The organism is Luteococcus japonicus (genome assembly GCF_003752415.1).
Classification (GTDB): domain Bacteria; phylum Actinomycetota; class Actinomycetes; order Propionibacteriales; family Propionibacteriaceae; genus Luteococcus; species Luteococcus japonicus.
Map to the genome: position 1 here is coordinate 2,501,566 of NZ_RKHG01000001.1, position 21,836 is coordinate 2,523,401.

At 65.7% G+C, this 21,836-nt stretch carries 21 protein-coding genes and 1 tRNA gene; 11 read left to right on the forward strand and 11 right to left on the reverse strand.

Going from position 1 to position 21,836, the window contains the following annotated elements:
* Positions 1 to 150: 150 nt before the first annotated feature.
* Together EDD41_RS11895 and rfbB are read right to left on the reverse strand one after the other, a co-directional pair.
* Positions 151 to 1,551: a sugar nucleotide-binding protein gene (locus EDD41_RS11895; RefSeq protein ID WP_123576044.1), complete on the reverse strand. Its 1,401-nt coding sequence runs from the start codon at positions 1,549 to 1,551 to the stop codon at positions 151 to 153.
* Positions 1,551 to 2,549 carry a dTDP-glucose 4,6-dehydratase gene (rfbB, locus tag EDD41_RS11900; protein ID WP_123576045.1) on the reverse strand — a complete coding sequence of 333 codons (999 nt, stop codon included), beginning with the start codon at positions 2,547 to 2,549 and terminating at the stop codon, positions 1,551 to 1,553. The genes EDD41_RS11895 and rfbB overlap by 1 nt, the downstream gene beginning before the upstream one ends.
* A 93-nt stretch (positions 2,550 to 2,642) precedes the next feature.
* Between rfbB and rfbA the strand changes: the two genes are divergently transcribed.
* The gene (rfbA, locus tag EDD41_RS11905; RefSeq protein ID WP_123576046.1) at positions 2,643 to 3,509 is read left to right on the forward strand and encodes a glucose-1-phosphate thymidylyltransferase RfbA; all 867 of its coding nucleotides are present in this window, start codon (positions 2,643 to 2,645) and stop codon (positions 3,507 to 3,509) included.
* A 186-nt stretch (positions 3,510 to 3,695) separates the two neighbouring features.
* A complete protein-coding gene (locus EDD41_RS11910) occupies positions 3,696 to 4,478 on the forward strand; it encodes a peptidoglycan DD-metalloendopeptidase family protein (protein ID WP_123576047.1) in 783 nt (260 codons plus the stop codon).
* 166 nt (positions 4,479 to 4,644) lie between these two features.
* Here EDD41_RS11910 and EDD41_RS11915 read toward each other — a convergent pair whose 3' ends face one another.
* Complete coding sequence (locus EDD41_RS11915) at positions 4,645 to 4,980, reverse strand: MGMT family protein (protein ID WP_123576048.1); 336 nt, start codon at positions 4,978 to 4,980, stop codon at positions 4,645 to 4,647.
* A 6-nt stretch (positions 4,981 to 4,986) separates the two neighbouring features.
* Positions 4,987 to 5,364 carry a globin gene (locus tag EDD41_RS11920; RefSeq protein WP_170165361.1) on the reverse strand — a complete coding sequence of 126 codons (378 nt, stop codon included), beginning with the start codon at positions 5,362 to 5,364 and terminating at the stop codon, positions 4,987 to 4,989.
* 159 nt (positions 5,365 to 5,523) lie between these two features.
* On the opposite strand from EDD41_RS11920, the gene EDD41_RS11925 reads away from it, so the two are divergent.
* The gene (locus EDD41_RS11925) at positions 5,524 to 6,174 is read left to right on the forward strand and encodes a L,D-transpeptidase family protein (RefSeq protein WP_148060548.1); all 651 of its coding nucleotides are present in this window, start codon (positions 5,524 to 5,526) and stop codon (positions 6,172 to 6,174) included.
* On the opposite strand, the gene EDD41_RS11930 is transcribed toward EDD41_RS11925, so the two are convergent.
* A complete protein-coding gene (locus EDD41_RS11930; protein WP_123576051.1) occupies positions 6,164 to 7,612 on the reverse strand; it encodes an MFS transporter in 1,449 nt (482 codons plus the stop codon). The genes EDD41_RS11925 and EDD41_RS11930 overlap by 11 nt on opposite strands.
* Before the next feature lie 331 nt (positions 7,613 to 7,943).
* Between EDD41_RS11930 and sucC the strand changes: the two genes are divergently transcribed.
* Entirely contained in the window at positions 7,944 to 9,125 is a 1,182-nt protein-coding gene (sucC, locus tag EDD41_RS11935) for an ADP-forming succinate--CoA ligase subunit beta (protein WP_123576052.1), read from the forward strand.
* Between the two features lie 11 nt (positions 9,126 to 9,136).
* Positions 9,137 to 10,021 carry a succinate--CoA ligase subunit alpha gene (gene sucD / locus EDD41_RS11940; RefSeq protein ID WP_094765088.1) on the forward strand — a complete coding sequence of 295 codons (885 nt, stop codon included), beginning with the start codon at positions 9,137 to 9,139 and terminating at the stop codon, positions 10,019 to 10,021.
* A gap of 15 nt (positions 10,022 to 10,036) precedes the next feature.
* On the opposite strand, the gene EDD41_RS11945 is transcribed toward sucD, so the two are convergent.
* The gene (locus EDD41_RS11945) at positions 10,037 to 10,489 is read right to left on the reverse strand and encodes a lamin tail domain-containing protein (protein ID WP_123576053.1); all 453 of its coding nucleotides are present in this window, start codon (positions 10,487 to 10,489) and stop codon (positions 10,037 to 10,039) included.
* Positions 10,490 to 10,704: 215 nt separating this feature from the next.
* On the opposite strand from EDD41_RS11945, the gene EDD41_RS11950 reads away from it, so the two are divergent.
* Positions 10,705 to 10,787: transfer RNA gene (locus tag EDD41_RS11950), tRNA-Leu, on the forward strand.
* A gap of 167 nt (positions 10,788 to 10,954) precedes the next feature.
* Positions 10,955 to 11,230, forward strand: a complete 276-nt coding sequence (locus EDD41_RS18200; protein WP_425454357.1) for a helix-turn-helix domain-containing protein — start codon at positions 10,955 to 10,957, stop codon at positions 11,228 to 11,230.
* A 283-nt stretch (positions 11,231 to 11,513) separates the two neighbouring features.
* Here the strand turns inward: EDD41_RS18200 and EDD41_RS18205 are convergent, their stop codons facing one another.
* A complete protein-coding gene (locus tag EDD41_RS18205; RefSeq protein ID WP_123576054.1) occupies positions 11,514 to 12,395 on the reverse strand; it encodes a DUF2971 domain-containing protein in 882 nt (293 codons plus the stop codon).
* Positions 12,396 to 12,621: 226 nt separating this feature from the next.
* The gene (locus EDD41_RS11965; protein ID WP_123576055.1) at positions 12,622 to 13,587 is read right to left on the reverse strand and encodes a hypothetical protein; all 966 of its coding nucleotides are present in this window, start codon (positions 13,585 to 13,587) and stop codon (positions 12,622 to 12,624) included.
* Between the two features lie 56 nt (positions 13,588 to 13,643).
* On the opposite strand from EDD41_RS11965, the gene EDD41_RS11970 reads away from it, so the two are divergent.
* From EDD41_RS11970 to mobF, 4 genes are all read left to right on the forward strand, one after another.
* The gene (locus tag EDD41_RS11970; RefSeq protein WP_123576056.1) at positions 13,644 to 14,546 is read left to right on the forward strand and encodes an ABC transporter ATP-binding protein; all 903 of its coding nucleotides are present in this window, start codon (positions 13,644 to 13,646) and stop codon (positions 14,544 to 14,546) included.
* Positions 14,543 to 15,301 carry an ABC transporter permease gene (locus EDD41_RS11975; RefSeq protein WP_123576057.1) on the forward strand — a complete coding sequence of 253 codons (759 nt, stop codon included), beginning with the start codon at positions 14,543 to 14,545 and terminating at the stop codon, positions 15,299 to 15,301. Before EDD41_RS11970 ends, EDD41_RS11975 begins: the two co-directional genes overlap by 4 nt.
* Positions 15,288 to 16,067, forward strand: coding sequence for an ABC transporter permease (locus tag EDD41_RS11980; RefSeq protein ID WP_123576058.1), 780 nt, complete (start codon positions 15,288 to 15,290; stop codon positions 16,065 to 16,067). The genes EDD41_RS11975 and EDD41_RS11980 overlap by 14 nt, the downstream gene beginning before the upstream one ends.
* 153 nt (positions 16,068 to 16,220) lie before the next feature.
* Positions 16,221 to 19,181 carry a MobF family relaxase gene (gene mobF / locus EDD41_RS11985; protein ID WP_123576059.1) on the forward strand — a complete coding sequence of 987 codons (2,961 nt, stop codon included), beginning with the start codon at positions 16,221 to 16,223 and terminating at the stop codon, positions 19,179 to 19,181.
* Positions 19,182 to 19,555: 374 nt separating this feature from the next.
* Here the strand turns inward: mobF and EDD41_RS11990 are convergent, their stop codons facing one another.
* From EDD41_RS11990 to EDD41_RS12000, 3 genes are all read right to left on the reverse strand, one after another.
* A complete protein-coding gene (locus tag EDD41_RS11990) occupies positions 19,556 to 20,347 on the reverse strand; it encodes a hypothetical protein (RefSeq protein ID WP_148060549.1) in 792 nt (263 codons plus the stop codon).
* A gap of 98 nt (positions 20,348 to 20,445) precedes the next feature.
* On the reverse strand, positions 20,446 to 20,961 hold the full coding sequence (locus EDD41_RS11995) for a helix-turn-helix domain-containing protein (RefSeq protein ID WP_170165362.1): 516 nt from the start codon (positions 20,959 to 20,961) through the stop codon (positions 20,446 to 20,448).
* A complete protein-coding gene (locus EDD41_RS12000) occupies positions 20,942 to 21,763 on the reverse strand; it encodes a TIGR04255 family protein (protein WP_123576062.1) in 822 nt (273 codons plus the stop codon). The genes EDD41_RS11995 and EDD41_RS12000 overlap by 20 nt, the downstream gene beginning before the upstream one ends.
* Positions 21,764 to 21,836: the final 73 nt, after the last annotated feature.

Here is a 21,836-nt window from a genome sequence, read left to right on the forward strand (position 1 = left end):
GTTGAGTCTCGACGGTCTCCGACCACGGGAGGAGCGGCCGTTGCGCCCACTGGCGGAGGCCACCGAAAAGCCGCTCGGGTTCGTGTGATCCGCGTGTGTTGCAACACGAGCGGACCGCACGAACCCGAGCGGCTCTGTCGGGCAGGGGGCTCAGCCCAGCAGTTCCTGGAGGCGCTGCTCGGCCGGGGCCGGGGTGAAGCCGGCGGCGACGATCTTGTCCAGCTTCAACGCGCTGTGCGTCGGGCGGGGGCTGATCTTCTTGCCGGCGGCGTACTCCTCGGTGGTGACCGGGGTCACGCCCTCGGCGGACTTGCCGCACATCTCGAAGACCTGCTTGGCGATGTCCGCCCAGGACTGCACTTCACCGGTGTTGGTGAGGTTGTAGGTGCCCGGGGCGGCCTCGGAGTCCAGCAGGTGCACGATGCCGGCGGCCAGGTCCTGCGTGAAGGTCAGGCGGCCGTACTGGTCGGCGACGACGGTGGGCTTGACGCCCTTGTTCGCCAGGTCCGCCATGATGCCGACGAAGTTCTTGCCGCCACCGATCACCCAGCTGGTCCGCACGATGAAGTGCCGCGGCAGGGTGGCCACCAGCGCGTCACCGGCGGCCTTGGTCTGGCCGTAGACGCCCAGCGGGCTGAAGGCCTCGTCCTCGTCGTGCTCCTGTTCGGTGCCGTCGAAGACGTAGTCCGACGAGACGTGCACCAGACGGATGCGACGCTCGCGGGCCACCTCCACCAGGTTCTGCACGGCGTGCACATTGGCGGCCCAGCAGTCCTTGCGACCCTCGTCGGTCTCTGCGACGTCGACCGCGGTGTAGGCGGCGGCGTTGATGATGGTGCCCACGCCATTCCAGTTGAAGGCCTGCACGGCCTCCCGGTCCGTGACGTCGAGCTCCTCGCGGGTGAGGCCGCTCGCCTCGGGGAGCAGCTCCATCAGGGACTGGCCCAACTGCCCCTTGGCGCCGATGACCACGGTGCGGGCTGGCTTCATCGGGGTGACGTCGGCCAACCGCGGGTGCTTCTTGTCCGCGTCGCTGATCTCGGCCTGGTCCAGCGGGATCGGCCATGCGATGGCGGCGGTCTCGTCGGCCAGGTTGAGGTAGGTGTACTGGCTGCGGGCCTCGGGGCTCCAGTGGTCGTTGACCAGGTAGGTGTAGGCGGTGCCGTCCTCCAGCGCCTGGTAGCCATTGGCCACGCCGCGCGGCACGAAGACCGCCGTCTCCGGGCCCATCTCGATGGAGAACTTCGCGCCGAAGGAGTCACCCTCGCGCAGGTCCACCCACGCGCCCATGATGCGGCCCGTCGCCAGGGACACGTACTTGTCCCACGGCTCGGCGTGCAGCCCACGCGTCGCACCCTTGGCGGTGTTGAAGCTCATGTTGTTCTGCACCGGGCCGAAGTCACGCAGGCCCAGCTTGAGCATCTTCTCCCGCTGCCAGTTCTCCTTGAACCAGCCCCGGTTGTCACCGGGCATCGGGAGCGTCAGGACGAGCATTCCCGGGATCGGGGTGGTGGTGACTGCCAATTCGGTGGCCGAGCCTGTCGAGGCCATCACTGACCAGCCTTCGCGTACTTGGCCTCGGTGGCCTCCTTCATGGGGCGCCACCAGGCCTCGTTCTCCTTGTACCAGTCGATGGTGGCCTGCAGGCCGCTCTCGAAGTCCTTGTACTGCGGCTGCCAGCCCAGCTCGTCGACCAACTTGGTGTTGTCGATGGCGTAACGCATGTCGTGGCCCGGGCGGTCGTTGACGTGGTCGAAGTCCATCTCGTCCTTGCCCATCATCTTGAGGATGAGCTTGATGACCTCGAGGTTGTTCTTCTCGCCGTTGGCGCCGATCAGGTAGGTCTCGCCATTGCGGCCGGAGTTGATGATCTCCAGCACGGCCGAGTTGTGGTCGTCGACGTGGATCCAGTCGCGCACGTTCTCGCCGGCGCCGTAGAGCTTGGGACGGATACCGCAGATCACATTGGTGATCTGGCGCGGGATGAACTTCTCGATGTGCTGGCGCGGGCCGTAGTTGTTGGAGCAGTTGCTCAGCGTCGCGGTGATGCCAAAGGAACGCACCCAGGCGCGCACCAGCAGGTCCGAACCGGCCTTGGTGGAGCTGTAGGGGCTCGACGGGTTGTACGGAGTGTTCTCGGTGAACTTGGCCGGATCATCCAGCTCAAGATCGCCGTAGACCTCGTCGGTGCTGACGTGGTGGTAGCGCTTGCCGTGCTTGCGCACCGCCTCCAGCAGCGTGTAGGTGCCGATCAGGTTGGTCTTGATGAAGGGCGACGGGTCGTTGAGCGAGTTGTCGTTGTGGGATTCTGCGGCGAAGTGCACGACGATGTCGCTGTCGGCAACCAGCTTGTCGACGAGCGGTTCGTCGCAAATGTCTGCCTCCACCAGCTCGAAGCGGCCGGAGGGCAGGCCGTCCAGGGAGGCACGGTTACCTGCGTAGGTCATGGCGTCGATTACGGTGACGGTGTGGTCGGAGTTGGCCAGCAGGTGGTGCACGAAGTTGCTGCCGATGAACCCCGCTCCACCGGTGACAAGAATCTTGGACATGGCCTCAGCCTAGCCAGACGAACCTGTGCGGGGCCCGTGAGTCGGCTTGACTTCCAAGGGCTGCGTGGACAGCAAAGATGCCAGACTGGGGGCATGCACGGAATCATTCTCGCCGGGGGGTCCGGGACACGACTCCATCCCATCACGATGGCCAACAGCAAGCAGCTGGTGCCCGTCTACGACAAGCCGATGATCTACTACCCCTTGTCCACGCTGATCTTTGCGGGCATCAGGGACATTCTGGTCATCACCACGCCGCACGAGGCCGACGGCTTCAAGCGCCTGCTGGGCGACGGTTCGCAGTTCGGCGTCAACATCAGCTACGCCGTCCAGCCCGAGCCCAAGGGGTTGGCGCAGGCCTTCACCATTGGTGAGGACTTCGCCAAGGGGGAGAAGGTCTGCCTGGTGCTGGGTGACAACATCTTCTACGGCTCCGGTCTGGGTACCCAGCTGAAGCGCTTCGAGAACATCGACGGTGCCGCCGTCTTCGCCTACTACGTCGCAGAGCCCGAGGCCTACGGCGTCGTCGAGTTCGACGAGAACGGCAAGGCCCTCTCGCTGGAGGAGAAGCCCAAGCAGCCCAAGAGCCACTACGCCGTTCCCGGCCTCTACTTCTACGACGAGGACGTGGTGGAGATCGCCAAGAGCCTCGAGCCCTCGGCCCGTGGCGAGTACGAGATCACCGACGTGAACCGCGTCTACCTGGAGCGGGAGAAGCTGCAGGTGGAGGTGCTGCCCCGCGGCACCGCATGGCTGGACACCGGAACCTTCGACTCGCTCAATGACGCCGGCAACTTCGTGCGCACCATCCAGGCCCGTCAGGGCCTGCAGGTAGGTTGCCCGGAGGAGGCCGCCTGGCGTCTGGGCTTCCTCAGCGACGACGAGCTGCGCGAGCGCGGGGAGAAGCTGGCCAAGTCCGGCTACGGCGACTACCTCGTCGGGCTGCTGGACAACCGCTGAAGACGCTGAGCATCGGCTGATGACGCGTGCTGGCCGCTTGGTCAGCACACCATCAGATTCCAGAAGCCCCGGAGAACTTCTCCGGGGCCCCCGCCCACACCCTGATCCCCTGAACTCCACCCGTCCCCGAGCCCCAACCCCGGTCCCCGAGCCTGTCGAGGGGCCTCCCGTCGAAGGAGGACGACGATGTCCGCAAGCACTCGAATTGCCCTCGCGCTTGTGGTGCTGGGAGCCACGGCCTGCGCTCCCGAGACACCCCAAGCGCCCCAGGACCCGGAGCCGAGCCGGACGAGTACGCCGGTTCCTTCCTCCACCCCGTCGGTCACGACCGCGTCGTCCACACCGTCCGCGTCGCCCATCCCCTCCGCGTTGCCCATCCCCTCCGCGTCGGACTCCCCGACGAGGAGTTCCGCGCCCAGCCCCTCGGGCAGGGTGGTGCGCACCTCCTTCGGCGCCGCCCTGGATCCGTCGAAGTGCACGGTCAGCTCCGAGTACTGGCGCGGCAACCGCCGCTTCTACCTGAACGGCGAGGCCTCCCAGGAGGGGTGTTTCACCTCGCCGTGGTTCGGGGGAACGCATCCGGTGATGCTCTCCTACGGGCGCACGGTGGCGCCCTGGTATGACTCGCACGTGCATCACGGCGTCGACGTCGACATGCCCGAGGGAACCCCCGTGCGTTCCGGGGTGGCGGGCACAGTCCATGTCAGGCCGTCGACGATGGGCGCCTCCTACGGCAGCAAGCGCCTGCTGGTGCGCTCCGACGGCCGGGACCACGTGATCGGCCATCTCGGCGAGTTGGCGGTGGCCGACGGCCAGCGGGTGCAGCCGGGTGACCTGTTGGGGCGCAGCGGAACGAATGGCTGTGAGCAGCAGGACGGGCCGCACCTGCACTTCGAGGTGCGCCCATCGGGCACCGGTTACCAGTCGGCCGTCGACCCGTGGGAGTCGCTGCGGATGAGCCGCGCCTGAGGCTGCTTCCGTGGCCCGAGCCCCGTTCCCTCGCCCGAGCTTGTCGAGGGCCGGCTGTCACGACGACGTGCACAGTCCACTGCGCACCCCCGACCCGCAGGGGCATGCGCTGCAGCGGGTTCCTGTGTCGGCCCGACGTGCGGGGTCGACTGCACACGTCGAATAGTCAGCGGAGGTTCGCCGTCGCCTCCCGCCACGCGTCGGTCAGGGCGAGGAGGTCCGTCCGGTGGGCGGTGATCCGGCAGCCCCGGCCGTTGGCCTTGCCGGTGATCCCCTCGCGCTGCCAGTGCTCGCGGGCCTCGTCGACGAGGTGGGCGGGCAGCTCCCCGGAGGCATTGGTGACCCGCCACCAGCAGACCGATGAACCGTCGCGCGCCATCACGGCGCCCACCTGCCGTGGCCCCGTCCCCACAATGCCGGCGAGGTCTCCATAGGAAGCCACCTCACCCGGAGGAATCAGCTCCGCGGCGCGCAGCACCAGTTCGGTGAGCAGTTCGCCCATCGGTGCTCAGGCCAGCGTGTTGACCAGCGAGTTGGCGGCGCGGGTCAGGTAGTCGCGGAGGGCGGCGTCGTGCTCGGCGTCGAGCTCCAGTTCGTCGAGGCTGGTCAGCATGTAGCGCAGCCAGGTGTCGCGCTCGGCGGGGGTGATCCGAAAGACGTTGTGGCGCATTCGCAGGCGTGGGTGGCCACGGTTCTCCTGGTAGGTCTTCGGGCCTCCCCAGTACTGCTCCAGGAAGGTGCGCAGCCGGTCCTCGGCCGGGCCCAGGTCCTCTTCGGGGTAGAGCTTGCGGAATTCGGGGTCGCCCGCCACCTGCTCGTAGAAGCGGTGCACCAGCCGCTGGAAGGTCTCGTGGCCACCGACGGCGTCGTAGAAGGTCTCGCTCACGCTTCCAGTCTGGCAGGCGTGGCGCACGCCCGACGAGCGGCCGCTGCGCCCTAGGGTTCGGTCTGCCGGCCCCCGCCGGTTCCATGAGCCCCCCGATCCCGGAGAAGAACCATGCGAAGCCCCGTCGCCCTCCTCTGCCTATCCCTTGCAGTCCCCGTCTTGGCCGCGCAGAGCCCGACGGCCACGGCGGCCTCGTGCCCCGCCCACGCGCCCGGCACCTCGGTGCACTTCACCACCTCCCAGCAGGTGATGGTGGCCGACCGTACCTTCGGTTCCCGCGGCACCTGGGCGCGCTATGAGTGGCGCGGGATCAGCAAGGGCTGCTGGGTGAAGGTCAGTGCGGCCAGCACCGCCCGCTTCGGGAGCGGGGGCGTGGTTCCCGCGGCCCGGCGTCGCCAGAACACCAACACGACGCCCGCCGGCAACTTCGCCATCAAGTACGCCTTCGGTGAGGGCAATCCGGGTACGCGGATTGCCTACCGCCGGATCACCGCCCGCTCCGTGTGGGTGAACAATCCGCGGCTGAAGGACTACAACCGTTGGCGTGAGAACAGCACCCTGTCCGGCCGCGGGATCGGTGAGGACCTGTCCCGCTACCGCGACTGCGGCCTCTACCGGCAGGCCGCGGTGATCGGCCACAACTACGACCGGCCCGTCCGCCACGGCGCCGGTTCCGGGTCGGGCATCTTCCTGCACTACTCGTCGACGGCAACCGGCGGCTGCATCGGGCTGACCAACCGACGCGAGCTGAACCGCACCATCGCCTGGCTGGACCCCGCGAAGAAGCCCCGCATGGTGATCAAGGCCTGACAGCGCCCCGGGCCGGGAGCCCCAGACTCTCCCGGCCCGGGCATCTGGCCCGGGCATCTGGCTCAGGCCTCGAAGACTGCCTCCTCGATGAAGCGCTCCTGGTGCGTCTGGCGTCGAGCGGTCTCCTTCGACAGGAAGATCGCGACGGTGGTGTCAGGAAGAGCACCGTGCCGTAGATCGCGAGGTTGGTCAGGCCCACCTGCGGGTTGACCAGACGCCCGGCCACCAGGGGAGCGGTGCCGGCGCCGATGATGGAGGCCATCTGGAAGGTCATCCCGGCGCCGGTGTAGCGGTGGTCCGGGTCGAACTTCTCGCTGAGGAAGGCGCCGATCGGGCGGTACTGGGCGGGCTGCACCAGGCCGACGAGGGCGACGAAGCCGAGCCAGATGAGCATGTGGTCGGTGCTCTGGATCAGGTTGAAGCACAGCCACATGCCGATCACCGAGACCACGCCTCCGGCCATCATCGTCGGGCGCCGTCCGTAGCGGTCGCTGAGCCAGGCGACGAAGGGGATCATGAAGATGGCGATCACCGAACCGGCGGTGTTCATCATCAGGGCCTGCGAGCGGCTGATCGGGTCGCCGGCGGCGGCCGTCGTCTTCACCACGAAGGGCACCAGGAAGGTGGCGCCGATGCCCTGCAGGAAGAGGCCGGCGGCACCGGCGAGCGAACCCAGCACGAGTTCCTTGGGGGCGTCGCGGAACATCTTCACCAGCGGGACGCCGGTGTGCACGTCCCCGCGCCTGCGGGCGGCCTCGAACTCGGGGGACTCCGTGACGCGGGAGCGCAGGAACAGACCCAGGACCACGATGCCGGCACTGAACAGGAAGGGCACGCGCCAGCCCCAGTCGTCCAGGAAGTAGCGGCCGTGTGGATTGGCGAACTGCTCGCCGGCCACGCCGGCGAAGATGGCCAGCACGAGGGTGGACAGCACGGCTCCCGTCGGGCCGCCGGCGACGGCCAGCGAGGCGCCGAAGCCCTTGTTCCTCTCCGTGGAGTGCTCCATGGCCATCAGGGTGGTGCCGGCCCACTCGCCGCCGACGGCGAGGCCCTGCAGCGTCCGCAGCACCACCATCAGGATGGGTGCCGCGACACCGATCTTCTGGGCCGAGGGCATCAGACCGATGGCCACCGACACCACACCCATCGTCATCAGGGTGATGATCAGGACGTTCTTGCGGCCGAACTTGTCACCGAAGTGACCGAAGGCCATCGAGCCCACGGGGCGGGCGATGTAGCCGATCAGCAGGATGACGAAGCTCAGCGTCACTCCCAGTTCGGGGGAGAGGTTGGAGAAGAAGAGCTTGGGGAAGACCAGGCCCGACGCCGCGGCGTAGAGCAGGAAGTCGTAGTACTCGACGGTGCTGCCGAGGAAACTGGACAGGACGGCGCGGTTGCGCTCCCGGTGGTCCGCCGTCGCGGGGATGCTGCTTGTCATGGTCTCTCCGTTGAGTTGGGCCAAGGACTGGCTCGCAGACAATTGCGGAGAGTCTGTCCATGCGCGGTGAGGCCGCGATGTGCGATGTTCCGGGAACTGGAACGCAATCCGCTGGGCGGAACGAGCGGTGGCGGCGACGGGTCTGGCGGTGTGCTGACCTCCCGGACGAGGGTCTGGGTGCAGGTGGTTCGTTCAAATTTCCTCCGCGTACCGCTGTGGTCCCCAGTTTCGGCGCGGACCCCGCGAAGGGGTGTGACTTTCATCACATTTTGTTAGTGTGACGCGAGTCAGTCGCCGTGGGCGCCAGGCGCCCCAGAGCAGTGGAGTCAATGTGGATCTCTACGAGTACCAGGCACGCGACCTGTTCGAACAGCATGGTGTCCCCGTGCTGCGCGGCAGGGTGGCCGAGTCCCCGGACCGGGCGCGCGAGATCGCCCAGGACTTCGGTGGAACCGTCGTCGTCAAGGCGCAGGTGAAGACCGGCGGCCGGGGCAAGGCCGGCGGTGTGAAGGTGGTCAGGAGTCCGGACGAGGCGGCCACCGCGGCCGAGCAGATCCTGGGTCTGGGCATCAACGGCCACGTGGTCCGGCGCGTGATGGTGGCCGAGGGGGCCGACATTGACCAGGAGTACTACTTCTCGCTGCTGCTGGACCGTGCCGAACGCACCTACCTGGCCATGTGCTCCCGTGAGGGTGGCATGGACATCGAACAGCTGGCCGAGGAGCGCCCCGAGGCCCTGGCGAAGGTCTGCGTCGATCCGCTGGTGGGCATCGACGACGACAAGGCGGGCGAGATCCTGCAGGCGGCGGGTTTCGGGGTGCGCGACGCCGTGCGGATTGCCCCGGTACTGAAGAGCCTGTGGGCCGTGTATCGCGATGAGGACGCCACGCTCGTCGAGGTGAACCCCTTGGTCAAGACCGGCGACGGGCAGATCCTGGCGCTCGACGGCAAGATCAGCCTCGATGAGAACGCCGCCTTCCGGCATCCGGAGCGCGAGGCGCTGGCCGACGTGGAGGCCGACGATCCGTTGGAGACCCGCGCCAAGGAGAAGGGCCTCAACTACGTCAAACTCGACGGGCAGGTGGGTGTGATCGGCAATGGCGCAGGCCTGGTGATGAGCACCCTCGACGTCGTCGCCGCGGCCGGTGAGGACCTGCCCGGCAGCCCGCGGCCGGCCAACTTCCTGGACATCGGCGGCGGCGCCAGCGCCAAGGTGATGGCCGACGGACTGGACGTCATCCTGTCCGACGCGCAGGTGAAGAGCGTCTTCGTGAACGTCTTCGGTGGCATCACGGCCTGCAATGAGGTGGCCAATGGCATCGTCGCCGCCCTCACCGAACTGGGGGAGCGCGCCTCCAAACCGCTGGTGGTGCGTCTGGACGGCAATTCCGTCGAGGTGGGACGCGCCATCCTCGCCGAGTACGACCATCCGCTGGTCACCGTCGTAGAGACCATGGATGCTGCCGCCCGCAAGGCCGCGGAGCTGGCTGCCGAGAGCACGTACGAGAACTGAGGAGCACGCAGATGTCGATCTTCCTTGACCACACCTCGCGGATCATCGTGCAGGGCATGACTGGCGCCGAGGGGCGCAAGCACACGCAGCGGATGGTGATGTCCGGTTCACGCATCGTGGGTGGCGTCACTCCCGGCAAGGGTGGTGAGTCCGTGCGCTTCGAGGAGGACCCGGTGCCGGTCTTCGGGTCCGTCGCCGAGGCCCGTGAGGCGACGCGGGCCAATGTCTCCGTCGTCTTCGTGCCGGCGCCCCATGCCGGCAAGGCCGTCGAGGAGGCGATCGAGGCCGAGATGGAGCTGGTGGTGTGCATCACGGAGGGAATTCCCGTGGGTGACACGGCACGTTTCCGACGGATGGCCGAGGGTTCTGCGACGCGGCTGATCGGGCCCAACTGTCCCGGCCTGATCTCTCCGGGCAAGTCCAATGCCGGCATCATCCCCGCGACCATCGCCGGGCCCGGCAGGATCGGCCTGGTCAGTAAGTCCGGCACGCTGACCTACCAGATGATGTACGAGCTGCGGGAGTTCGGCTTCTCCACCTGTGTGGGGATTGGCGGCGACCCGATCGTCGGCACGACCCACATCGACTGCCTGGAGGCCTTTGAGGAGGACCCGGAGACCGACGCGATCGTGATGATCGGTGAGATCGGCGGCGACGCGGAGGAGCGCGCGGCCGACTACATCCGTGAGCACGTGACCAAGCCGATGGTGGGTTACGTCGCCGGATTCACGGCGCCCGAGGGCAAGACCATGGGCCATGCCGGTGCGATCGTCTCCGGTTCCGCCGGGACTGCCGCCGCCAAGAAGGAGGCGCTGGAGGCCGCTGGCGTCCAGGTGGGGCGCACCCCGTCCGAGACGGCCGAGCTGATGAAGCAGATCATGCGCCAGCTCGGCTGACGCGACGACGAGGGATCAGCAGGTCTTGGTGCCGCCCTTGGTGTAGGTGCACTTCGCGACGACGGTGCTTCCACGCCGCAGGGTGGCGTCGTCGCCGCCGGTGTTGTTCCACACGTAGCCGGGGCTCCTGAGGTTGAAGTAGACGTGGGTGGCGCTGTTGCGCCCGGAGCCGCTGTGCAGGGTGACCTGGGCGCCCGCCTTCAGCACGAATCCGCGCGGGAAGGTGAAGGTGTGCTTGTTTCCGCGGTCCTTGACGGTCCAGCCGGTCATCGTGACGGCCTTGCGGGTGGTGTTCTTGATGACGATGTACTCGCTGTTGTAGCCGGCATTGATGTTCTTGTCGGCGCCGCGCGGATCGGCAACCCAGGTGGTGAACTTCACGGTGCTTGCTGCCTGGGCCGGGGTGGCGGCCAAGGGTGCCAGGCTCAAGCCGGCGACGAGGAGGGCGGGAACGGTGCTGCGGCGCATGGGTGCTCCAGTGGTCGGGGGACTTGAGCGTATGTCCAGAAGTTCGTCCGTCTCGCCGCGGTCGGCTGCGAAACGGCTGCTGCTTCAGCGATGCTTCAGCAGCTGAGCAAGGGGCTTCGCGTGGGTCGGCTGGGCACGATGTGCACATGACGCAGAAGCTGTGCTATCTTTTTCGAGCTGCGTTCAACGGAACAAGTTCCGAAGAACAAGGTGATGCGCGAGTGGCGGAATGGCAGACGCGCTGGCTTCAGGTGCCAGTGTCCCTTGGGACGTGGAGGTTCAACTCCTCTCTCGCGCACGATCTCGGAACCGCTCCGACTAGGGAAATCTCCCAAGTCGGGGCGGTTCTTGCGTGTCCGTGCAATATACGTGCAATAGCGGGCTTCTGGTCCAGGACGGCGCTGTCCTGTGGATTGAGCCCCACGGGTGCCCCTCGTGGCTTGGGGAAGCATGAGCGCACAGCAGATGCCCCGAGGGGGAACGCAGCCAGGTCGCGTGGGAGACCAAGGACCCGGCCGAGGGAGAACGCGGGGGAACGCCGAGTTCATCAGCATCAAGGACGCCGCAGAGCTGCTGGCCGTGAGCGAGGTGACGATCCGACGGATGATCCGACGTGGTGAATTGCACGGTTACCGAGTAGGACGGCGCCTGATCCTGCTTCGCGTGGACGAACTCGAGGGGCACCTTTCGTCACGGGTTAGCTCCGCATGCTGTCCGGGCTGCAACCGGAAGACCGTTTGACCCTCGGTGAGCGCCGATGTGCTCAGCGTACGGATACCCCATTGGGACGAGTGATTTGCTGAATAGCCAGTGGATATGAGTCGTTCTGAGACGGCATCTCTATGTGATGTCGGGTGCGTAGATATTGGCGGAGCGGTCGGTTAGGTGGCCATATTCCGGACCTGTCGGAGCTGTGGCTAGTCGAGGATGGCACGGTCAGATCAGACTCTCCCGGTAGCACACTGCGTCTGGCTTGGGTGATATTCGTGGTGTACTGGATCCACGGTTCGGGGAATTGGTGCTTTTAGACCCTAAGCGGGCTTGCGCTTGGCCTCACTGGGGTTGACGTGTATCCGTGGGAGTAGAGGAACTCCTTGGCGGTGCGGCAGCGAAGGTCAATTTCTGGCCCAGGACCGATGGTCACTGACCGTAAGGGAAGCCGACCGGTTTCGTGCGAGATGTCGATTGGTATGTAGGGGGTCAAGCCAAGGGGTGACTTGCGGTAACGGATCCTCTCATCGCGCCCCTTCGCGGGAAAGAGGATGATGCGCCACTCCTCTTCTTCTGTAAATGAATTGTCCTTGCAAGTGGCCGCGCTCGCCACCATCCTCACGAATTCATCCGTTCGAATGAATTCTTGCAAGTGCTTCGCAATCTCCTCTCTCGCAGACTCGCGATCCTCATCCTCGATGTGAGCGTAAGGTTTCACGGAGTCAAAATACTCGCTAGCAATGGTGTGGAAAGATTCGCGGAGCGCAGAGGGTAGAAGGCCGTCCTCTTCGGAGGGTCTCCATCCGTCGTGGACATAAGTTACTGGAACGGGCATGTGCTCCAATGGTGAGGCTCGCAGGTCAAACTCGAGGCAGTAGCCACAAGTAGGCGCATAGGCCCGCCATTGGCTTAATCGATCGCCCTGGACACTAAGTGAAGAAATGAACAAGGAGTCGCCGATTCGGGGCACGAATAGGAGATCCAAGATGAGCTTTGAGAATTTTCTCACTGCTTCGTTGGGTAGCTCGTCGATTAGCCATTGTGTGATGGCTTCTCTGCCTGCGGAAAACCCGCGTGTGTCATTGAGGAACGAGGCACGTGTGGCCCAGAGGGATCCAGATTCAATGATTCCCATGAACCCGCTGGTGTCGGTGTAGTGGTAGAGGGGCGGAACAAAGATGTATCCCGACTGCATCCAGTCAGCGTAGCGGGTGTTGGACGCTGGGAGTCAGCCGATGATCTGCCAATTGCCGAACAGCGATGGAGCTCGCCTTTGGCTCGCGACTTCAACAGCGACAGAGCACAGCTTCTTCGGCGACGCCGAGGGTGTTCGGTCGGACCCGGTCGCGATGGCAGATGGGCCGTGCCGTGACCGCCAGACGCTGCGTCATGCATCGATACGCCTTTGTCGCGCGCATTGCTCAGTTCGCCGCGATGAGGTCGTCCGCAACCTGGCTGCGCTCGTAGAGCACGTAGCGGCCGAAGCGGGAGGTCTGGAGCAGCCCCGCGGCAGCAAGTGCGCGAAGGTGCTGGTTTGCTGCTGTGGTCGTGACGCCCATGAACAGGGCGATGGCCGTTGACGAGGCCGGCTCGTCCAGGCTCAGCAGCAGTTCGGTGCGGGTGCGGCCCAGGATGCCGACGAGGCCGGTCATTGTGTCGGCCTGGTGCTCGGAGAGCCGTCCGCGGCCTCTCGCGCGATAGCTGAAGACGGCGTCGGCCTCGCCCGAGTTGGGCAGGTTCATGCCCCACTTGACCAGCGTCGGCAGCATGGTGAAGCCGGTGGCTGCGGTGTCGATTTCGTAGGGCTGCCAGGGGTCGTTGCCGAGTGGCAGCAGCACGTCATGGCCCCGGACCACGAAGTGGGGCTGTACCTCGGCCAAGGCCGCGGCCGGTCCCATGGCGGCGAGCATCTGGGCCCGGTAGGTGACGTCCGCGTCGAGTACCTGGCGGAAGCGCGGCCAGTAGGCCTCAAAGCAGTGGTGCCAGAAGTCGTCCAAGATGGCCAGCAGGTTGGCCTTGACCTGCTCGTCAGTGCGTCCCAGCACCTCGGGAATGTCGCGTCCCCAGACCTGCTCCACGTCATGCCTGTAACGCCGCGCGGGCACCTGCTCGAGGATGCGACGTTCGCCCTCGTAGCTGACGCCTCGTCGGCTCGCGGGACGCATGAATACGTCGACCAGGCACTTCTCGCGATTGATGAGGGCCAGAATGCGTCCCTCGCCGACGGTGGAGCGGCCCTCTGCGGTCTCGGCGTACCACTTGGCGTGGAAGGGATGGCGTGCCGGATGGAGCACGATCATGGACGCCAAGGCGCATTCGCTCACCGGATTCGGCGAGAAGCGCAGGTTTGCAAGCGCGTTGCGGTAGACGTGCGCGCTCTGTTCCATGAAGCAGAACGCTACATCCATGGACGTCCGGGGTGGGCGGATGCGAGCGTCTGCCCATGAGCACTGCCATCCACCTCGACGGCCTGACGAGGACCTTCCGAGACGGCGCCCGGACCGTCACCGCACTCGAACGCGTCAGCCTTGACGTCCCCACCGGCCAGCTGGTCGCCGTGCTGGGAGAGAACGGGGCCGGCAAGACGACCCTGACGAAGATCCTCTCGACGATGCTCTTCCCATCGAGCGGTTCGGTGTCTGTCTTCGGGCACGATGTCGTCAAGGACGCGAAGCAGGTTCGTCGCGACACCACGGTGATCTTCGGAGGCGACCGTGGCCTCTACGAGATGCTCACGGGCAGGGACAACCTCGAGTACTTCGGCGCCTTGCACGGCGTCGGTCGCCGGGAACTGAAGCGCCGCATTCCCGAACTGCTGGATGAGGTGGGCCTAGCCGAGGCCGGCCGACGCAAGGTGCAAACCTACTCGAAGGGCATGCGGCAACGTCTCCACATCGCCGTCGGCCTGCTCACCGAACCCCGCCTGCTGCTGTTGGACGAACCCACCGTGGGTCTCGACCCCAACGAGTCCGAGCGGCTGCGCGGCGTGATCGCCGGCATGCACGCCGGAGGGACGACTGTGCTTCTCACCTCGCACAACCTGCTGGACGTGGAACGCCTCGCGCAGCGCGTGGTGATGATCAGCCACGGCACCATCACCCACGACCTGCCGCTGGCCGAGTTCCGTCGGCTGACCGGGCTGGATGCCGTCGTCACCGCGCACCTCGGGGTCGGGGAACGTGCTCGTGAGGTTGTGGTGCCGGTTGAGCGCTGGACGGGATCGGTACTCGCTGACCTCGCACGACGCTTCCAAGACGAGGAGCTCGTCGACCTCGACGTGCGGCCGTCCAGCCTGGAGGACGCGTTCGCCCTCGCCTCGGGCAAGGTCATCGGGAGCGACCGGTGACCGGCTTCCTGGCCATGGTGACCTGCCAGCTCAAAGTGGTCATGTCGCGTCCCATGAACCTGGTGACCGGGCTCGTCAGCCCGGCCGTGTGGATGGTCCTGGTGATGCTGCCGCGGCTTGACCGACTGACCCCGGAACAGGCCACCCAGGCCTTCAGCGGGGTGCTGCTCGCATCTTTCTGGGGTGCATCGCTCTGGTCGGGTGCCGGCATCATCCGACGAGAGCGTCAGTCGGGAACGCTGGGCGTCTCCTTCACCGGTCGGCTCTCGCCCCTGATGGTGCTGGTGGGCAAGACGGTCGGGGGAGTGCTCTACGACACCTGCCTCATCCTGGCCACCAACACGGCCTTCGTGCTGGCGCTGGGAATCCCGGTGCGCGTGGCCTCCCCGATGGCGCTGGCCGTCGGGCTGCTGACCGTCCTGGCGGGTGGTGTGGCGTCGAGCCTCATGATCGGGGCCTGCCTGATGCTGACCAAGCATGCCTTCCAGCTGACCACGGCCGTGGGAGCCCCGGTGCTCTTCTTCGCCGGCACGATCATCCCCTACGACCAGCTGCCGACGTGGGTGGCCTGGGTGGGATCGGTGCTGAACATCTCGTGGCTGCAGCGGTTCCTCGCCTCCACCGCCACCCATCCCCGGTGGGACCTGTGGGCAGCTGCCGCGAGCATCTCCGTCCTGTACGCACTCGTGGGAGCCAAGGCGTTGCAGGTACTGCTGCGCCGTGCACGAAAGGAAGCCACCCTTGAGCTCGGTTGAGATCCTCACCGCCAACGCGCGGATGTGGCGCAGCGTCCAGGCCGATGAGTTGCCGCCGCAGTACTGGATGCTGGGAGTGGTCGTTCCACTGCTGTTCCGGAGCCTGGTCTACGTGCTGCTCGGACGCATGATCGCGGGCCAGGCGGGCCTCGACTGGACCTACGTGGGTGCAGTATTCCTCGCCATCACCGGCTCGACCATCTCGCACACCTCCGACGTCCCGATCTACGACGTCTGGTTCCGGACCTACCCGGCCGTCAGCCGCGCGGCGGCTCCCGTGGTACTGCAATACCTGGCGCGCACCGGAGTGCTGGCAGCTCGGGCCTTCGTCGAGGCCATCGTGGTCTGCGTGGTGATCGGACTGCTCGTGGACAGTCCCGCACACGTGCTGTCCGTGCTACGACACAGCTGGACGCTGTTGCCGGCGCTGGCGGCGTGCATCGCCTTCGGTCTGGCGATCATTGCACCCGCCATCGGCAACGACTCGCAGGACCTCATCCACAACACGGCTGGGACGCTGGTCATCCTGACCTCGGGCGCACTGCTCACCCCCGGGGCGGCGCCATGGCTGCACATCCTGGGCGGTGTTCTGCCCTTGCAGCATGCCTTGGACGCGATGCGCGCCAGCCTTGCCGGACGAAGCCCCTGGCCCGGAGTAGCGGGGGAGCTGCTGGTCGCCACCGGGTGGCTACTCGTGGCCGCGATCGCCTACCGCATCGTTGATCATCGGACGCGCTCGTCCGGACGCGGTGCCATGCAGGGTTGAGTGGCAGTCTCACTTCGAGTTTGAGTGAGGAGGCTCGTCTCTCAGTCAAACTATGAGTGACAGTTGTAGTGACTCTTGAACTGAGCCACACACCTAGTGCACCCAGGTGTTCCCCCGGGCACCAGCGGAGCCCGACGGGCTTGGGTGTGCGTGATGAGCATGCAGAAGTTGGCCGCGGGGACCGGCTACGCCTACCTGACCAAGCAGGTGGCGCGGCAGGACGTGGCCGAGCGTGGGCATGTCACGTTGGCGTCCTACTACTCGGAACGGGGCGAGGTTCCGGGCGTCTGGGCCGGTTCGGGCCTGGCTGGCATCGACGGCCTTGCTGCCGGCGACGTGGTGACGCCGGAACAGATGCGCGCGCTCTTCGGCGCCGGGCTCCATCCCCTGGCCGAGTTGCCGTCACCGAGGTTCGAAGGCGAGCAGCCCACGGCCGAGCAGATTCGTGATGCCAAGAAACTGGGGCAGCCGTTTCGCGGGGCATCGGTCACGGCTTTTCAGCGAGAGGTGGCGGACCGGCTCGATGCCGCGACCCGTGGCCGCATCCTGGACCGGGCCGACCAAGCGGCAATGTTGGCCGAGATCCGCACCCAGGTCGCTACCGAGGGGTTCATCGCAGAACATGGGAGGCAGCCGAGCGAACTCGAGCTGTCGGCGCGCCTGGCCCGTGAGTTGAAGGCGCCGGCCGGGGTGGCCGGTTTCGACCTGACCTTCTCTCCAGTGAAGTCGGTCTCGGCCTTGTGGGCGCTGGCCGATCCGTCCACTGCTGCGATCGTGGAGCGGGCCCATCAAGCGGCGATCGGGGACGCGCTCCGCATGATCGAGCAGCATGCGCTGTTCACCAGAGTGGGCAAGGGCGGCGCCTACCAAGTCGAGACCAGAGGGTTGGTGGCCGCTGCGTTCACTCACCGCGACAGTCGGGCTGGCGACCCGGATCTGCACACCCACGTCGTTGTGGCCAACAAGGTCCAGACCCGCGACGGACGGTGGCTAGCACTGGATGCGCGCGTCCTCTACAAGGCCAAGGTCGCCGCTTCGGAGACGTACAACACCGCCTTGGAAGCGCATCTGCAGGCCGCGCTGCCCGTCCGGTTCGCACCACGTGTCGAGGGAGAACGCCTAGCCAATCAGGGGAAACGCGCCGTCCGGGAACTGATCGGCGTCTCGCCAGAGCTGGTCCGGGAGTGGTCGGCTCGGCGGCGGGCGATCGAGCATCGCACCGACGAACTGGCGGCTGACTTCCAGCGTCGCCATGGTCGTGTCCCCACCAGCAACGAGCAGCTGGCCCTGGCCCAGCAGGCGAACCTGGAAACCCGCGACGCCAAGCACGAGCCCCGCACGCTGGCCGAGCAGCGCCGCATGTGGCGGACTCAGGCGGACCAACTCCTCGGCCGCGGTGGTGTCGACGCGATGCTGTCGACCGTCCTGCGCCAGCCACAGGCTCGATCCCGTGCCTTCGACGAGCAGTGGCTTCACACGGCCGCGCGGCAGGTCGTCGCAGTGATGGAGGACCATCGCGCCGTGTGGGGACCGTGGCACGTACGCGCCGAGGCCCAACGGTTGGCGCGGGAGCAGGACGTGCCGTTAGCCCGGTTGGACGATCTGGTCGAGCAGGTCATCCACCTCTCCCTGAACACCCACTCGGTCCAGCTGCGTGCTGCCGAGGACGGCGCCGGCACCGCGCTCTACTCCTCGACGCGGATCCTTGATGCCGAACAGAGCCTGATCGATCGGGCGGACAGCTTTGACGCCCCCAGGCTTCCGACGGAGGTGGTCGAAGCAGCGATCACTGCGTCTCCCGTCGCACTGAACGAAGGGCAGCAGGCGCTGGTGCGGGAGCTGGCCACCTCGGGTCAGCGGCTGCAGGTCGCCCTGGCTCCGGCCGGGACCGGCAAGACCACAGCCGTCACCGCACTCGCCAACGCCTGGGCGGCTGCTGGTGGCAACGTCCTGGGCCTGGCACCATCAGCCGCGGCAGCTCAGCAGCTCGGTGACCACATCCCTGGCACCTGCGACACGCTGGCGAAGTACCGGTGGACCCTGGACCACCTCGACAGGCCACGTCCTGAATGGTGGGAGCAAGTCGACCGTCGCACGCTGGTGATCGTCGACGAAGCCGCCATGGCCAGCACGCCATTGCTCGCCGACGTCATCGGCAACCTCACCTCCCGAGGAGCGACGGTGCGCATGCTCGGCGACGACCAGCAACTCGCGGCCATCGGCGCCGGCGGCATCGTCCGCGACTTGGCCGAGCGCCAACAGGCCCCGCGCCTCGACCAAGCGGTGCGCTTCCAGAATTCAGAGGAGGCCGCAGCTGTCGCAAAGATCCGCCAGGGCAACCCCGTCGGTCTCCGCTTCCACCTGGCAAATGGCCGCATCCACGAAGGCGCCGGGACCCTCGCCTACACCGAGATGATCCGCGCCTGGGCGAGCGATCGCGCAGCCGGCAAGGACTCGATCATGCTCGCGTCCACCCGCGATGACGTGGCCCTTCTCAACCAGCTCGCCCAGCGGCAGCTGATGGGGGAGCGGTGCCGCGGTCGCCTGATGCAATTCGACGATGGCACGCAGATCGGCGCCGGAGACCGGATCATCACGCGCCGGAACGACCGCGGACTGGCCCTGTCGCGGAGCGACTGGGTGAAGAACGGCGATCGCTGGACGGTCGACGAGGTCCGCCGCGACGGGTCGCTGGTCGTCACCAGCGAGCGCAATGGACGTCGCACGACGCTGCCAGCCAACTACGCGGCCGAGCACGTGCAGCTGGGCTACGCGACGACCATCCACACCGCCCAGGGGTTGACCGCCGACACCAGCCACACGCTGCTCACAGGTGACGAGAGCCGCCAGCAGCTCTATACCGCCATCACCCGAGGCCGCAACGAGAACCATGTGCACCACGCCGTCAGCGTCCCACCCGAGGCCGGCGCCGCGCCAACCGCCGTGTTGGCAGAAGTCCTCCAGGACGTGGTCCACCGCGACGAATCCCTCTCTTCCGCATGGAGCTTGGTGCGAAGCCGACTCGTAACCGCATCGCCGACGACGCGGATGCCGCCTACCAGCCACCGTCCGTCGCACCTCGAAGGCAGGTGTGCGGCATCTCCTTCTCGCTGACAGCCGTTGGTGGGGTGGGGGTACAAGCGGAGGACACTTCCCAATTGTCTGGCTGAATGGTCAGCATGGTCTTCCCCCAGTGGCTGGCCGGCCCCTGCGCGAGCAAGAGCAGCAGGGCACTGGCGTGGCGACCGCCGTCTGGCAACCCCTCCAGCTCAACCTGGAAGACGTCTGCCAACTGGTCCAGGACTGAGGCGTGCAAGGGAGGGGCATAGAAGCCCAAGACCCGGGATGACCACAGCGGCGAGCGTGTAGGCAGAGCTGAGATAGACGATGGTCCTAACCCGATTGCCTGGCGCGGGTTCCGTCGGCCGAGGGGGAGGGGGATCTGGATCAGCTATGGCGGTCTGTATGCATGTGAGGCAGAGCTGTGACTACTCTTGCGAGCTTGGAACGACCGGCGAGAGGGCCTCAAGATTCAAGCTCTCGCTTCTGCGCCAGTCCGAGTACTTGTATTCGTCTTCAGATAGAACCTCCACCTCGATGGAGCTGACGCATCCTTGTGGCTGGGCCATCCCTTCAAGGCAATCGGCAAAACGATCCCAGAGAAGAACCCGAACATGAGGGTCCGTTTCTTGGTCTAGAGCCTTATACACGTCCGCGATCTGCATGTGGGCAACGTCCTCAGAACTAGGTTCAGGTCGTCCTGAGCCTGCGAGGGCGCCGGTGATGTCGCGCGGAGGGAGACTGCTAGCCTTCGTGACAGCGGTGATTCGCAGCCTGAATCGGTCAGAATCCCAAGTAGGAGACGCCATGACTCGGAACTCTAGAACGCCATCCAGAGCCCGCTGTCGTATTGCTTTCCTCATATCGCCGCGGAGTTGGTTGATGATCGCCTCGAACGAGCTTCGAGCTGGATCGGGAATGGGGAATCGGGAGAAGTACGTTCCCAGCCGTCGCGCCAGATCTCGTGCTTCTGCGGAGGATCCACTTCTTCCCGATAGGCCGATCTCGGGTTGGCCGTCCACCATCACCTTGGCAAAGGAAGTAATTTGATCCAGACGCGCCACTCGAAATTGGCCATCGATCTCGTCGACCGCGACGGTCGACGAAATCCTGCCGCGCTTGGCCTCCTTGAAAATCGCTTCGTCGCAAGTCTTGATCGGGAGGAGTGAGACAAGTTCGCGATTCGGTTGAACCACGTCGCAGGTCTGGCTGGCGATCATGACGCGGTCCGCTGACTCCGCGACACAGGGAAATTCGAGCGGTTGCGCCAGGCTAAGAACCTCACCCTGGCGCCGCTGTGACCAGTCCAACCCCATCCTTATGCGAACCCCAGCTGATCGGTCGGGTCCAAGCCGACCTCTTGGAGCACGTCGGCGTCGACTTCGACCCTGAGCGTCTCATAGAGACTGAGGCCCCCAGCTACGGGAAAAGAAAAGATAGCAATGCGCCGTTCCTCCGGGCTTCCAATCACGTTGGCAAAACCAGACTCGATGCGCATCAAGCGACGAAGGTTTTCTTCTGACAGAGGCCGACCCGCGATCCAGTTGTTGACGGTGCGGCGGGACACCCCGAATAGGCGAGCCAGCTGTTCGGCAGACAGCCCAAAGCCGCTTCGCAGTCGCTCCACGCGCTCGGCAGGGGTCGACTGAGTCGTTTGGTTCATGGCAGGGGTGACTGCATTGATGGCGCGACGTGAGGAATCGTCACGGACGACGGCTGCTGTCATTGGCGGCAGCGGGTTCAGTGGCGCTGCACTGCTTGCGGTAGTCAAACTCGTGACGCCCACAAAGAAGCCAATCGCGAGGTCCGTAGCCCTAACGGTGGGAGTCACCATGTACCTCCTTTTGCTCGTTAAGGCGTGTAGCGCCACGCGCCCACAGGTAATAATCGTAGTTGAGATCGGCAAGACGGCCAGCTGTCGCCACGATGTCATCGACGGTGGGTGGCATCCGCTTCTCAAGCGTTGCATCCAGATCAAGCACCCAGCTGACTTGATCCATAGGGAGGATAGCGGGGTCCACCGTCTGTCCCGGCGGGATCATGCCAGATCTAACGTTGAACCGAATCCCCGAGACCTGCATGGTGGTCGTACACACGGATTCCATGACCGTGACTTCTTCGGACAGGGTTTCTCTCGGCTGTTCTCGCTTGGGGAAGACGGTATGAAGAGAATTCAGGGCGTCCCCCTGTAGGCGGTTGACGTAGCGGACGCCGACGCGCTCGATCTCAGGTACTGCGAAGGCTCGGATGAGGTCCTCCAGCAGGACAGTGACGCGTTCGGCGAAGATGTCAAAGGACTCATAGGCTCCTAGCTTGCACAATGTGAAGGACTGCGCAGACACGATCACTAGCCACTCTCGATCCGTCGACTCCCAGCGAGCGGTGACGCTGCCGGGTGTCTGCGTGACCCCAAGGGGTGTGATCTGGAGCTGGATCTCGTTGGCGTGCTGGTAGAAGGGGTACTGGGCGAAGGCATCACCCAGGCGATCGACTGCTGCCATGAACAGTTTGTCATCACGGAGGCTGGCCAGTTCGGCCCAGCGCACCTGCCAGAGCACCATGGCCAGATCGCGGCCATCTGGCTTCTGGGTCAGTTCTGCACCATTGGTGAACGGACGCCACTTTTCTCTTGACATGCTTCACATCCTACTTCACATCCGGTTGCCTGATACCAAGGTGTCACATGGGACTGACAAAAGTGCCAACGCG

What these genes read in the sequence shown, in the direction of transcription:
- EDD41_RS11970 (WP_123576056.1), top strand. Translation starts at nt 13,644, where the DNA reads ATGAGCACTGCCATCCACCTCGACGGCCTGACGAGGACCTTCCGAGAC.
- sucD (WP_094765088.1), top strand. Translation starts at nt 9,137, where the DNA reads ATGTCGATCTTCCTTGACCACACCTCGCGGATCATCGTGCAGGGCATG.
- EDD41_RS11990 (WP_148060549.1), bottom strand. Translation starts at nt 20,347, where the DNA reads ATGATCGCCAGCCAGACCTGCGACGTGGTTCAACCGAATCGCGAACTT.
- mobF (WP_123576059.1), top strand. Translation starts at nt 16,221, where the DNA reads ATGAGCATGCAGAAGTTGGCCGCGGGGACCGGCTACGCCTACCTGACC.
- EDD41_RS11965 (WP_123576055.1), bottom strand. Translation starts at nt 13,587, where the DNA reads ATGGAACAGAGCGCGCACGTCTACCGCAACGCGCTTGCAAACCTGCGC.
- rfbB (WP_123576045.1), bottom strand. Translation starts at nt 2,549, where the DNA reads ATGTCCAAGATTCTTGTCACCGGTGGAGCGGGGTTCATCGGCAGCAAC.
- EDD41_RS11995 (WP_170165362.1), bottom strand. Translation starts at nt 20,961, where the DNA reads ATGGTGACTCCCACCGTTAGGGCTACGGACCTCGCGATTGGCTTCTTT.
- EDD41_RS11945 (WP_123576053.1), bottom strand. Translation starts at nt 10,489, where the DNA reads ATGCGCCGCAGCACCGTTCCCGCCCTCCTCGTCGCCGGCTTGAGCCTG.
- EDD41_RS12000 (WP_123576062.1), bottom strand. Translation starts at nt 21,763, where the DNA reads ATGTCAAGAGAAAAGTGGCGTCCGTTCACCAATGGTGCAGAACTGACC.
- EDD41_RS11895 (WP_123576044.1), bottom strand. Translation starts at nt 1,551, where the DNA reads ATGGCCTCGACAGGCTCGGCCACCGAATTGGCAGTCACCACCACCCCG.
- EDD41_RS11930 (WP_123576051.1), bottom strand. Translation starts at nt 7,612, where the DNA reads ATGACAAGCAGCATCCCCGCGACGGCGGACCACCGGGAGCGCAACCGC.
- EDD41_RS18200 (WP_425454357.1), top strand. Translation starts at nt 10,955, where the DNA reads ATGCCCCGAGGGGGAACGCAGCCAGGTCGCGTGGGAGACCAAGGACCC.
- EDD41_RS11915 (WP_123576048.1), bottom strand. Translation starts at nt 4,980, where the DNA reads ATGGGCGAACTGCTCACCGAACTGGTGCTGCGCGCCGCGGAGCTGATT.
- EDD41_RS18205 (WP_123576054.1), bottom strand. Translation starts at nt 12,395, where the DNA reads ATGCAGTCGGGATACATCTTTGTTCCGCCCCTCTACCACTACACCGAC.
- rfbA (WP_123576046.1), top strand. Translation starts at nt 2,643, where the DNA reads ATGCACGGAATCATTCTCGCCGGGGGGTCCGGGACACGACTCCATCCC.
- EDD41_RS11910 (WP_123576047.1), top strand. Translation starts at nt 3,696, where the DNA reads ATGTCCGCAAGCACTCGAATTGCCCTCGCGCTTGTGGTGCTGGGAGCC.